We start from the raw sequence: 12,486 nt of genomic DNA, 5'->3' as shown, positions 1-12,486 counted from the left end.
AAAATAAAAAATCTTGACACAAAAAATTATTAAGGTTAGTAATATGTAAGTAAATTGTTAATTATGGGATTAAGATTTGTAATTTATAAAATCAGGAGGATAAGATGACTAAAGCTGATTTAGTTAGAGCAATTTCCCAGGAAACAGGGATTATTCTAAGTGATACTAAAATGATTGTAGATGCGCTTTTGAGTAGTGTTAGGAAAAGTATGGTTAGAGGAGAGCATATTGAACTAAGAGGATTTGGAACTTTTAAGAATAAGAAAAGGAAAGCACGTACTGCACGAAATCCAAATACAGGAGAAATCGTTAGACTTCCCGAAAGAATTGTTCCTACATTTAAATTTTCAAAGTTCTTTATTACCGATATAATGAATAATAACTAATGGAGATTTGATGCCCTGCGGAAAAAAGAGAAAGAGAAAGAAAATCAATAAGCATAAGAGAAAAAAGATACTTCGTAAGAATCGTCATAAGAAAAAGCAGAGATAACTTTCATATTTGTATTCTAAGTTTATATAATTCTATAAATAAAATTGAAATCTGGATAGATTATATAGATGAAATTATAAATATCAAATGTAATTTTATTTTGGATATTCTAATCCCAGATAAAGAGAGAGCTAATGTTAAAAGAAAATATTCTAAATATTTTAGCGAAGTTATGTGCAATTGTTGCTGGTTTATTGATATTAATTGGTATTATTGATAAACTATTCTTTCCACACAGTAATATTATACTCCAGCATGAAAATTACTTTATAGCAGCAAATCCATTCATTCTTTTTGCAATCTTGCTTTATATTGCTGATATGTCGCGAAGAAAGAAATAACTTAATTAGGGGAAGAATTTTTTCATCGTTAAATCGATTGGATATTATACTTTGAATTTATTCTGGTCGGGATGGCCGGATTTGAACCGGCGACCTCTTCGTCCCGAACGAAGCGCGCTGCCGAGCTGCGCTACATCCCGATTTTTAAATAAAAATTATATTAACTTCTTAATGTCAAGAAAATTACTAATCTGATTATCATTATTTTTCAGTATTAAGTATTATAAAGAAACTTTATAAAATTTGACATATAAGTAAGAAAAATAATATTTATTAAAAATTATAATAAGGATTTTATAAGTAAAATGGACTTAATAATTAGAGGAAAGAAAGTAAAATCAGGCGATGTTTTACCAGTTATTCCAATGCGTAACTTAGTTATATTTCCTAGAATGATTGTACCTTTAGTTATAGGACGAAGTAAATCAATTAAAGCAACTGAAAAAGCGTTTGAATCTAATAAATTGTTTTTTTGCATTACGCAAAGATCTCCAGAAACCCAGGACCCTCAAAGAAATGATTTATATAAAATAGGTGTTATATGTCAGATTATTCAACTTCTAAAAATGCCCGACACAACTATTAGAGTATTGGTTGAAGGAATAAAACGTGCCAGGATTGTTAAGTATAATAATCAGAAAGACTTAATTACTTCAAAGTTGGAAATGGTAGAAAGTACATATATCCCGGAAAGTCCTGAACATAGTGCACTTATTAAGACTTTGGAGACTGAATTTAAGGACTATGCTAAGCTGAGCAGAAGTTTTCCTGAGGATGTTTTGATAACTCTTGAAAATCTTGATGACCTGGATGATAAAGTAGATTTCATCGCTGCAAATATTGAGTTAAATATTGATAAAAAACAACAATTATTGGAATTACCTCTTTTACGAAGAATTTTCTATCTTATTGAAATGCTTTCTAAAGAGGTCGAAATCTTAAAAATTCGTAAAAAAATTGCTGGAGAAGTTAGAAGTAAATTAACTAAAACCCAAAGAGAGTATTTCCTGAATCAAGAACTAAAGGTAATCCAGAAAGAATTAGGTCTTACTGAAGGTGAGAATGTTGAAATCAAAGAAATAGAAAAAAAGATAAAAAAATTGCAACTTACAGAAGAAGCCAGGAAGAAGGTTAATTATGAATTAAGCAAACTGAAACGAACAAATAGAATGTCACCTGAATATACAGTTTCATTAAATTATTTAAATTGGATTGTTGACCTTCCCTGGGGAGATACCGCTAAGTCAAAAGAGTTTAATTTAAAAAGAGCTGAAAGAATATTGAATGAGGACCATTATGGGCTGAAAAAGATTAAGGAACGAATCATAGAATATATTGCTGTACTAAAGATGGTTGATAAAGTTAAAGGACAAATTCTTTGTTTTGTCGGACCTCCTGGCGTAGGTAAGACTTCTTTAGGACAATCTATTGCAAGAGCCTTGGAGAGAAAATTTTCACGCATGTCTTTAGGTGGAGTTCGAGATGAAGCAGAAATCAGAGGTCATCGTAAAACATATATTGGTGCAATGCCTGGAATAATAATTCAAGCTATGAAAAGAGTTGGAACAAAAAATCCAGTAATTATGCTTGATGAGGTTGACAAGATGAGTATGGACTTTAGAGGAGACCCATCCGCTGCCCTATTAGAAGTATTGGATCCGGAACAAAATTTTGAATTTCACGACCATTATCTTGAGATAGGTTATGATTTGTCACAGGTGCTTTTTATTACGACTGCTAATGATCTTTATTCAATTCCAGTTCCTCTGAGGGATAGAATGGAAGTAATAACTCTGCCAGGTTATACTGAATTTGAGAAACAAAAAATTGCTCAAGGCTTTTTAATGCCAAAACAGTTTAAAAACCACGGGCTTGACAAGGATATTAAAGTAGAATTTTCCGAGAATGCTATCTTGTCTATAATAGGGAATTATACAAGAGAAGCAGGAGTAAGGGAGTTAGAGAGAAATATCGCTTCTATTTTACGAAAAATTGTAAGAAGTTATTTAAATGATAAATCTATAAAGAGATTTAAAGTTAACAATAGAAATTTGTCAAAATATCTTGGGGTAGAAAAATTTTCCTATGCAGAGATTAATAAAGAGAGTAAAATTGGAGTTGCTAATGGGCTGGCGTGGACACCAGTTGGAGGTGTTATTTTACAAATAGAAGTTGCACTCCTTGAAGGAAAAGGCAAGCTTATGCTTACAGGCAAATTGGGTGATGTTATGAAAGAATCTGCAAATGCAGCATTAAGTTATGCCCGAGCCCACTACTCAGAATTTGAGATAGAAAAGAATTTTTATAGAAATAAAGATATACATATTCATATACCTGAAGGTGCTATTCCAAAAGATGGACCATCTGCGGGAATTACTATGGCTACTGCAATTATTTCTGCACTTTCAGAGAAAAAAGTAAGAGCTGATTATGCAATGACAGGTGAGATTACTTTGATGGGAGATGTATTACCGATAGGTGGATTAGAAGAAAAACTTGTGGCAGCCCAACGCTCTAAAATTAATAGCGTTATCATTCCAAAGAAAAATTATAAAGAATTAGTTGAAATCCCAAAACAAATTAAGAAAGGTTTAAATATTATCCCAGTTGAAAATATGCAAAATGTGCTCTCATTGGTGCTTGAAAATTAATAAAATGTAAATAATTAATAAAAGCTTATATGCAAATTGATATAGTTTCGGAAAAGATTTTGGACGATGAAGCAACTGAATTAATTGTCCAAACTAATTCTACTGATTTGCAATTCATAGGTTTTATTTTAGAATCATTTGAAGGATACTGTAATTATACTACAATTGATAAAAAAAAGATGCTTTTGAGAATTATAATTCCAAAAAATTTTAAGCAGGATGTTGAAGAAATTATTAATTATTTAAAAGATTATGTTTATGATTAATTTTCGATTATTAAAGTATGCATATAGAAAAATTGACTGAAAAGCTTTTACAGGGAGATTTTCATGCTGCTGCTAAATTGATTACATTTCTTGAAAATAATAATCATTCTGAGCAAATAATAAAATCCATCTATCCATATAGAAAGAAAAGCTATTTATTAAGTATAACTGGTGCACCAGGTGTTGGCAAAAGCACTATTACTGATAAATTAATTGATAGATTTCGTAGCCAGAATAAAACAGTTGGGGTAATAGCAATTGACCCAACCAGCCCATTTTCCGGCGGAGCAATCTTAGGAGATAGAATCCGCTTGCAACGACATTCAACTGACAATGGAATTTTTATCAGAAGTATGAGTACACAAGGCCATCTGGGTGGTCTGGCTCCCAATACAAATAATGCTATTACTGTTTTGTCTGTGTTAGGATGTGATTATATTGTGATTGAAACTGTTGGTGTTGGGCAATCAGAAGTAGAAATAGTGAAATATGCTGATACAGTTGTGCTTGTGCTTACACCAAGTTCCGGAGATAGTATTCAAATTATGAAAGCTGGTATAATGGAAATTGGCGATATATTTGTTGTTAATAAATGCGATAGACAAGGTTGTAAAAAGATTGTAACCAGTTTAGAAATATTACAGCAACTTTCAGAAAAGAAAACGAATTATGTCCCTCCAATAGTTGAAACAATTGCTAAAGACAATAAAGGAATTGATGAACTTTATTGCACTATTGAAAATCATAAAGAATTTTTATATGATAATCATATACACACTCGTAAACAAAAAGGAAGGATTGAAAACGAAATTATTTCAATAATTCAAGGAATTCTGTTATCTAATACAAAAGAAAAATTGCAATCTAATAATAAACTGTTAAAAATGGTTGATTCAGTCTATAAAAAGAATACAGACCCTTACTCAATTGCAAATGAAATAATAAACAATAATCTTGCAATAAATAAAAGAAATTAATTATTATAGGCACTCTATAACATAGAGCGATAAACCGCAAAGAACAAGATTAAAGATTAACATCCTTCGTTAAAACTACGGATGTCAGGAAGATTAAAGGTTTTTATGAAAATTAACATTTTTGAAGATTCAAGATGGGAAAATTTTTTACCTTTGACTTATACACGTGCAGTTTTTGACCTTAGATGTGGTATTTTAAAACTACGACAGAAAATTGCTTACTATTATCCCGAGTATGATTATCATCTTATTGTAAGAAAGGATTTAAAGGAACTTTACAGAAATAGATTTCCAGAGCGACATATAAATCAATTAACTAAAAATTCCAATCTTTTCATAAATGGAAGCTTGCTTATTAATGGTGAAATCGCAAGAAGAATAAATTCATTATCTGATAATACAGGATTATTTTTTGAACAAACCTGTATTGCTTTTAAGAAAAACATCAATGCTGATATATCAATTTCATCAGAGGATATACATAAGTTAATGAAAGATATATCACGAGAGCAATTAAACATCAAACCTATAAATTACATTTGGGAACTCGTTGATAAGAATTCTGACGCTATTACTAAAGATTTTCAAATTATCACTAAAAGCAAGACAAATTATATTGATAAGAACGAAAACATTCATTTGATTAATAATGAGAAGATATTCATTGGTAAAGATGTAACCATTGCACCAAATGTTGTTCTGGATGCAAGTGCAGGACCAATTTTTCTGGATGATAATAGTATAATTATGGCGAATGCAGTTATATTTGGTCCAGCTTACATTGGTAAAAATAGTATAATTAAAGTTGGAGCAAAAATTTATCATGGAGTATCTGTTGGTAAAGTATGTAAATTAGGTGGAGAAGTTGAAGAGACAATGTTTCAAGGATATTCAAATAAACAACACGATGGATTTCTCGGGCATTCCTATGTTGGTGAATGGGTAAATTTGGGTGCAGATACAAATAACAGTGACTTAAAAAATAATTATAAAAAAGTAAAAGCATATTTTTATCCAGAAAGAAGATATATCAATACAGGAATGCAATTTTTTGGAATGATAATTGGTGACTATTCAAAAAGCGGTATAAATACAATGTTCAATACTGGCTGCATAGTTGGAATTGGGTGTAACTTATATTCTGCTGATTTATTTAGTGGATTTATACCCTCTTTTAGTTGGGGAACTGCAACGAATTTAAAAGATTATAGAATTAATAAAATATTTGAAACAATCAGGCTCGTTAAAAAGAGAAGAGGGCTTAAGTTAGAAAAATTTGAAGAAAAAATCTTGAAAAAATGCTTTGATAATTCTACGAAAATGAGAAATGTTTTTAATAGAAAAAGAAATGGACAAATTAGTTGAAATACGATTTAAATATGACAGAAAAGGATTTTTTGCTAATCCCAAAAATATAAAACTCCATACAGGACAATATGTAATTGTTGAAGCTGAAAAAGGAGCTGATATAGGCAGAGTCGCAATGTTTTCTGTTAAGCCCGAAGATGTTTACATAAAGAAGGAAGATATAAAAAAAATTATCCGCCCAGCCAATAATGATGACCTGAAAAGACTTGCTCGTGTTCGTAAAAAGGAAAAGGGTGCCCAAAAAAAATTTTTGGAAGCATTAAAAAATCAGCCATTTAACATGAATCTGGTTGATGTGGAATATCAGTTTGATGGTAATAAACTAACATTTTATTTTATGGCGGAAAAGCGTGTTGATTTTCGTAATTTTCTTAAAGATTTGGCACAAATATTTCGGACACGGATTGAGTTAAGACAGATTAACGAAAGGCAGGAAATCAAAAGACTTGGAGGATTCGGCCCTTGCGGAAGAGAACTTTGCTGTAAGAATCTCAATTTGAATTTTGATAGAGCTACAATCCAAATGGCTAAGCACCAAAATGTAACTGCTACAACTTCCAAAATTACAGGCCCTTGCGGAAAAATATTGTGTTGTCTTGCGTATGAAGAAGATTTTTATTTGGAAAAAGCTAAGGGGTTTCCATCTCTAAATGATGAAATTATATATAAGAGAAAAAGAATGAAAGTAACCAAAAACAATTACTTGATTTCTACCGTTGAACTAAAAGATGAAGACCAATTTGGAATTACAATATCTCTGGACGAATATAAATCATTAAAAAACAGAAAAAAAATATAGAGGCACAAAGAAAATTTCTCCATCAAAAATAAGAAGGAAGATATGATAGATGTGAAAAAATTAGCCAAAATGATAGACCATACTGAACTGAAATCAAGTTCGGGAGAGAAAAAAATTCTCAATCTTTGTAACGAAGCAAAAATGTTTGGCTTTTATTCAGTGTGCATAAATACATCATTTACTAAATTTGCCTATGAACAGCTAAAGGAAAGCGAGGTTTTAGTTTGTAATGTAGTCGGTTTTCCACTTGGTGCAAATACGAGTTACATAAAGGCATGCGAGGCGAAAAAAGCAGTTCAAGAAGGCGCTGAAGAGATTGATATGGTTATAAATGTTGGTGCACTTAGAGATAAAAGATATGATTTTGTATTAGATGATATAACGCAAGTTGTAGAAGCAAGTTATCCGGCTCTTGTTAAAGTAATACTTGAGACGGGTTATCTTACTGATGATGAAATTGTCAAAGGTTGTGAACTTGCTGTTAAAGCTGGAGCAAAGTTTGTTAAAACTTCAACTGGTTTTGGAGCTTTTGGTGCCTTTCCAGCCCATATTCAGCTTATGAGAAAAACAGTGGGACCTGACATTGGAGTAAAGGCTGCCGGCGGTATAAAGAATTTCAAAGATGCCTGGAGATTGATTAAAGCAGGTGCAACAAGATTAGGCACCAGTGCAAGTGTTGCCATATTAGAAGGAGCATCACTTTATAAATTTGCACCAGAATCATGGCTTGAACCTGAAATTCCATGTCACATTTGTCCTTCAAGATACATATCATTAGCAAAAGTTCCCAAAGCAGTTTATACCTATTATAAAAAGAAATGCTTAACTTGTCCTCATAGAGATAAATATAATAAGTTTTACGAATAGAAAAGGAGATCTTTCATGAATGGATGGATGGGTAAAATTATAAAAGTTGATCTTAGTACAAGGAAAAAAGAAACAATCGCAATTAAGGAATCACTAAGGAGAAAATATCTTGGAGGTAGAGGATTGGGGGTCAAACTTTATACACAGATATGTTCACAGTTCACAGACCCATTTTCCCCTGAAAATGCTTTGATTTTTCTAACAGGTCCCTTGACAGGTACTGTTCTTACATCCGGCCGTTATCAGGTGATTTCACGGTCTCCTCTTACTACTACAATTTGTGATTCAAGCTCTGGAGGAAATTTCGGTGCACGGCTGAAAGGAACAGGTATTGACGGAATAATAATTCAAGGAAAATCCGCCAAGCCTGTTTATCTCTATATTACTAAAGCAGGAGTTGAAATAAGAAATGCTGAACATATTTGGGGAAAAAATACCCATGAAACCAGAGATGCGATTATGAATGAGACTTCCTCAAAGACATCTATTGCATGTATCGGTCCTGCAGGAGAAAATAAGGTTCTATTTGCATCAATAATGAATGATAGAGATAGAGCCTCTGGTAGAGGTGGTTTTGGGGCTATTATGGGTTCCAAAAACCTTAAAGCAATTGCTGCTTATGGCACTAAAACCGTTTCTGTTAGATACCCGAATAAACTGAAAGACCTTCTTTTCCGTATTGATAGACTTGTTGATAAAAATCCGATAACTGGAAAATCATTAAAAGTTTTAGGCACATCTGTTCTTGTTAATGTGATAAATGCGCATGGTATGTTTCCAACCAGAAATTTTAAGTATGGAGTTTTTAATGATGCCGAAGGCATAAGTGGTGAGAAAATTGCTGAATCTATTGTTCAGAAAAAGAGTGCATGCTATAAATGTCCAATTGCTTGCGGAAGGTCAACTAAGACTGCAAATAGACAAGGTGAAGGGCCGGAATATGAAACTGTATGGGCTTTTGGTGCACAATTAGGTATTAATGATTTAAAAGCGGTTACTGAGGCAAATTACACTTGTAATGAGCTTGGACTTGATACAATTTCTACAGGAAATACTATTGGATGTGCAATGGAATTATCTGAGGTTGGAGCATTCCCTTATAATTTAAAATGGGGAGAGGCAAAGAAAATTGTTGGAATTGTTGAGGATATTGCATATAAGCGAGGTATTGGTGTAGAACTTGCATTAGGTTCTAAACGACTTTCCGAGAAATATGGTAGACAGGAACTCTCAATGCAGGTAAAAGGTATGGAGCTTCCTGCTTATGACCCTCGTGGAGCACAAGGTCAAGCACTCGCTTTTGCAACATCTAATCGGGGCGGCTGTCATATGCGTGCATATATGATTGGACCTGAAATTTTAGGCCAGCCTGTATTTCTGGATAGATTTTCTACTAAAGGGAAACCAGAAATAGTTGTTCTTCTTCAGGATATTTCTGCTTTTGTTGATTCAATAATTTTGTGTAGATTTCTCCAATTTGCGTTAGGAGTATCTACATTCACAGAAATGTTAAACTGTGTAACAGGCATTGAATTTACCGATGAAGAAGTATTAAAAATTGGTAAAAGAATCTATACCCTTGAGAGAGATTTTAATGCAAAAGCAGGATTTACACGAGAAGACGATATGCTTCCTTCCCGTTTTCTTACAGAAAAGTTTAGTGAGGGACCTTCACGAAACAGAGTTGTAAAACTTGATGAGATGCTTGATAAATATTATGCTATAAGGGGATGGGATTCAAACGGTGTTCCAACTAAAAAGACAATCAAAGAACTTGATTTATAACCACTAATTCTGTCCTTTCTTTATTACCAAGAGTTCATCTTATCTTTTGATGTAAAGAAAATGATTTAATATTTGTTCGTGATGTTCGTGGTTAGTAGTTAAGTGTTTTTTTGTTCACCCTTTTCATCCTTCGTCCCGATTCCATCGGGACTACGGAGAATGGACGCAGTCCCGATGGAATCGGGACGGAGAACGGGTGTGATTTTGCCTGCCTTGCTGTAGTTTGACGAAGGCAGGTGGCTGATTAATATATAGGAGAGTAATTGCAGGTAAAACTCGCTGGCTTTAATATAGATTTTGACCAGATTAAGGATTTTTCTAATTGCTTAAAAAAATTAAATAATCTGAAAGCTATAAAGGATAAATTTGAAAAAATTCAGTTTACTCCAGAAACTATTTCTGCAGCCTACGCACGCATTAGCAGGTCTCAGAAATCAGTTGATGAATTACGCAAGCAATCTGTAGAAGATGTTGAAAAAGCAAGAAAATCAAATCAAAAAATTGTGTTTGATATGGGGCATAGTTCCATTGCAGAACATGCTGTGTTTAATCTTGATATTATTGGTATTTCGCGATATTTAACTGAATTTGTCCAGCGAACACGATTAGCTTCTTTTACTGAAAAATCACAAAGATATGTTACACTTCACGGTGATTATGTTTTGCCTGCTGAAATAAAAAACGATTTAGAATTTCGTAATGAATTTATTAAAATCATTGAAATACAAAATCAAGCTTATTTAGAATTCTTTGAAAATCTTAAAGATTATTACTTTAAACAAAATGAAAATTATAGTTCACCTCAAAAATTAAGTAAGAGAGAATTGGAAGGAAAGGCAAAAGAAGATTCTCGATATGTACTTTCACTTGCTACTCAAGCCCAGATGGGAATGACCATTAATGCAAGAAGTGTTGAAAGATTATTGAAAAGATTATATGCAATTCCTTTTAAGGAGGCAACTGAACTTGCTGATAAAATTTATAACGAAGTGAAATCTGTTGCTCCATCATTGATTAAATATATTAAACCTTCAGAATATGATAGAAGCAGATATAAAATCTATACAGCCTCACATTTTGAACCAAATTCAGATGGATATAAAAATAAATTATTAAATTATACAGACAATTGTGATGAAAAAGTATTGGCAACTCTTCTTTTTCGAAAAACAGGGAATTCATTTGAAGATTTATTAAACAGAGTTAAGCAAATGTCATTACAAGAAAAGAGAAATCATATTCTTGAATCTTTAGAAAATATTGAAAGTTATGATTCATTACCTCGTGAGTTTGAATTGGCGGAATTTATTTTTCAATTAAACATCAGTGCATCCTGTTTTGCACAACTGAAACGGCATAGAATGAGTACTATTATTACTTCCGATTACAAAACCGATTATGGATATACCATTCCTGAAAGTATTATAGCAATTGGCAAGCAAGAAGAGTTTACACAAATCATAGGGGAGACAGAAAAATTTTATTCTAAACTTGCAAAGACTTATCCGGAGATTAAGAATTACATTTTGACAAATGCTCATCATAAATTGGTTATATTTAAATTGAATTTGCGTGAGTTATGCAATTTTGCTCGTTTGCGTGAGGACAGGAATGCTCAATGGGAGATAAGAGAATTAGCTCATTGGATTGTCGCAGAATGCAAAAAAGTTGCTCCTCTCACAACTATGCTGATTTGCGGCAAAGATGAGTTTGAGAAAGTATACAGGAATGTTTATATAAAAGAATGAAAAGTGATAAGTTAAAATTTTATAAAAATTTTTATATAACATTTGACAAAAAAATATTATGCAATTCTTTATGCTAAAACAAATTGCTCACAGATTAAATTATGGATGATAAAATAAAATTATTTTCCCGTAAAGATTTCTGGTTTGTTCAAAAACTATACTTTAATTTAATACAAATAATGATAAATCGACCCTTATCTAAATTTACAATAAGAAAAAAATATATTACAAAATCCTTGTTTATTAATATATTTATTGGAGGAAAAAATAAATTCATTTAGTTTAGCCTTTCTATCAGCACATAGGCTGATTGAAAGGCATTCTTCTGGGAAAGATAAATAAAAAATTACCAAAACTTGAAAAAATATTGAAAGAAAGAAAATTAAAAATGAAAAAATTAATTTGTATGATGATAAGCCTAGTATTGTGTTCATTTGCTTTTGCTGAGGAATATACAACAAAAAAGATATTAACCAAAAACACAAATACAAATGAAAACCATTTGTTTAGTAGTAATTTATCGTCAGGATTGCTTTTCGATTTGCATAGAAATAAGAGTTCCTGTAAATCGCAATATTTCTCTAAAAGTAATACCAACACCTTTATCAAAAAGAAAAAGGATTTGTTTATGTATTTTAAAGCTTCGCCCTTTTTACTTTATGGAGGATCAATTGGCATTGGTAAGTATTATTTGAGTGAAATAAGAAATAGCATGACAGAAAATATCTGGTTTTTTCATTATCATCAAGGCTGTTTCATTAGTATGATATATACTTGTGGAGTATATTTTCAAAAAAGTATTTTTATTTCAAAAAGTAGAAAAGGATTATTTGGATTATTAATTTATGGTATAGATTACGCGATTGTTGAACCATCTCCCTTTGAAAAGAAAACAAAATATAAGAAAAGTATTTGTCCTAACTTAGCAGCTGGTGGAGGATATAGTTTGATAATCTCAGATGATTTATATTTACGAATTTCTTTAGATTTTGGGATAAAATGCTTATTTACTAATTTTAACATTTCAATAACTTTTTAGGAGAAAAAATGAATAATATTAATTATAGATAGCGTTCAAATAACTGTGTCTAATTTTTAAATTTTTCATGGTAATTAACAAACCAGATCTTCATAAAGGTGGCAAGATTTTTTTCTGATTTAAAACCATCAAGATTTTTTAATTTCCTGTTTA

At 31.7% G+C, this 12,486-nt stretch carries 10 protein-coding genes, 1 tRNA gene and 1 pseudogene; 11 read left to right on the top strand and 1 reads right to left on the bottom strand.

The genetic code is table 11. The features are described from left to right. The first annotated feature begins 104 nt into the window (after nt 1-104). Together U9R23_05595 and U9R23_05590 are read left to right on the top strand one after the other, a co-directional pair. Entirely contained in the window at nt 105-386 is a 282-nt protein-coding gene (locus U9R23_05595) for an HU family DNA-binding protein (GenBank protein MEA3475892.1), read from the top strand. Nucleotides 387-626: 240 nt separating this feature from the next. Beyond that, nucleotides 627-833, top strand: coding sequence for a hypothetical protein (locus tag U9R23_05590; GenBank protein ID MEA3475891.1), 207 nt, complete (start codon nt 627-629; stop codon nt 831-833). Nucleotides 834-896: 63 nt separating this feature from the next. On the opposite strand, the gene U9R23_05585 is transcribed toward U9R23_05590, so the two are convergent. After that, nucleotides 897-973, bottom strand: a tRNA-Pro gene (locus U9R23_05585). Between the two features lie 165 nt (nt 974-1,138). Between U9R23_05585 and lon the strand changes: the two genes are divergently transcribed. From lon to U9R23_05540, 9 genes and pseudogenes are all read left to right on the top strand, one after another. Further along, a complete protein-coding gene (gene lon / locus U9R23_05580; protein MEA3475890.1) occupies nt 1,139-3,484 on the top strand; it encodes an endopeptidase La in 2,346 nt (781 codons plus the stop codon). Nucleotides 3,485-3,513: 29 nt separating this feature from the next. After that, complete coding sequence (locus U9R23_05575) at nt 3,514-3,750, top strand: DUF4911 domain-containing protein (GenBank protein MEA3475889.1); 237 nt, start codon at nt 3,514-3,516, stop codon at nt 3,748-3,750. A gap of 17 nt (nt 3,751-3,767) precedes the next feature. Continuing rightward, entirely contained in the window at nt 3,768-4,727 is a 960-nt protein-coding gene (meaB, locus tag U9R23_05570; GenBank protein ID MEA3475888.1) for a methylmalonyl Co-A mutase-associated GTPase MeaB, read from the top strand. A gap of 105 nt (nt 4,728-4,832) precedes the next feature. Next, nucleotides 4,833-6,092 carry a putative sugar nucleotidyl transferase gene (locus U9R23_05565; protein MEA3475887.1) on the top strand — a complete coding sequence of 420 codons (1,260 nt, stop codon included), beginning with the start codon at nt 4,833-4,835 and terminating at the stop codon, nt 6,090-6,092. Next, the gene (ricT, locus tag U9R23_05560) at nt 6,055-6,894 is read left to right on the top strand and encodes a regulatory iron-sulfur-containing complex subunit RicT (protein MEA3475886.1); all 840 of its coding nucleotides are present in this window, start codon (nt 6,055-6,057) and stop codon (nt 6,892-6,894) included. Before U9R23_05565 ends, ricT begins: the two co-directional genes overlap by 38 nt. 42 nt (nt 6,895-6,936) lie before the next feature. After that, nucleotides 6,937-7,587, top strand: a pseudogene (gene deoC, locus U9R23_05555) (deoxyribose-phosphate aldolase). Between the two features lie 189 nt (nt 7,588-7,776). Beyond that, a complete protein-coding gene (locus U9R23_05550; GenBank protein ID MEA3475885.1) occupies nt 7,777-9,546 on the top strand; it encodes an aldehyde ferredoxin oxidoreductase family protein in 1,770 nt (589 codons plus the stop codon). 263 nt (nt 9,547-9,809) lie between these two features. Beyond that, nucleotides 9,810-11,294, top strand: coding sequence for an FAD-dependent thymidylate synthase (locus tag U9R23_05545; protein ID MEA3475884.1), 1,485 nt, complete (start codon nt 9,810-9,812; stop codon nt 11,292-11,294). 388 nt (nt 11,295-11,682) lie between these two features. Then, on the top strand, nt 11,683-12,333 hold the full coding sequence (locus tag U9R23_05540) for a hypothetical protein (GenBank protein MEA3475883.1): 651 nt from the start codon (nt 11,683-11,685) through the stop codon (nt 12,331-12,333). The last annotated feature ends 153 nt before the right edge of the window (nt 12,334-12,486 follow it).

It is taken from the genome of Candidatus Cloacimonadota bacterium, assembly GCA_034722995.1.
In the GTDB taxonomy this organism is placed as follows: Bacteria; Cloacimonadota; Cloacimonadia; order JGIOTU-2; family JGIOTU-2; genus JAGMCF01.
Note: the sequence above shows the minus strand (reverse complement) of the source record. Positions and strands in the feature narration are given on the sequence as shown.

What these genes read in the sequence shown, in the direction of transcription:
- U9R23_05590 (MEA3475891.1), top strand. Translation starts at nt 627, where the DNA reads ATGTTAAAAGAAAATATTCTAAATATTTTAGCGAAGTTATGTGCAATT.
- U9R23_05595 (MEA3475892.1), top strand. Translation starts at nt 105, where the DNA reads ATGACTAAAGCTGATTTAGTTAGAGCAATTTCCCAGGAAACAGGGATT.
- ricT (MEA3475886.1), top strand. Translation starts at nt 6,055, where the DNA reads ATGTTTTTAATAGAAAAAGAAATGGACAAATTAGTTGAAATACGATTT.
- U9R23_05550 (MEA3475885.1), top strand. Translation starts at nt 7,777, where the DNA reads ATGAATGGATGGATGGGTAAAATTATAAAAGTTGATCTTAGTACAAGG.
- U9R23_05575 (MEA3475889.1), top strand. Translation starts at nt 3,514, where the DNA reads ATGCAAATTGATATAGTTTCGGAAAAGATTTTGGACGATGAAGCAACT.
- U9R23_05540 (MEA3475883.1), top strand. Translation starts at nt 11,683, where the DNA reads ATGAAAAAATTAATTTGTATGATGATAAGCCTAGTATTGTGTTCATTT.
- lon (MEA3475890.1), top strand. Translation starts at nt 1,139, where the DNA reads ATGGACTTAATAATTAGAGGAAAGAAAGTAAAATCAGGCGATGTTTTA.
- meaB (MEA3475888.1), top strand. Translation starts at nt 3,768, where the DNA reads ATGCATATAGAAAAATTGACTGAAAAGCTTTTACAGGGAGATTTTCAT.
- U9R23_05565 (MEA3475887.1), top strand. Translation starts at nt 4,833, where the DNA reads ATGAAAATTAACATTTTTGAAGATTCAAGATGGGAAAATTTTTTACCT.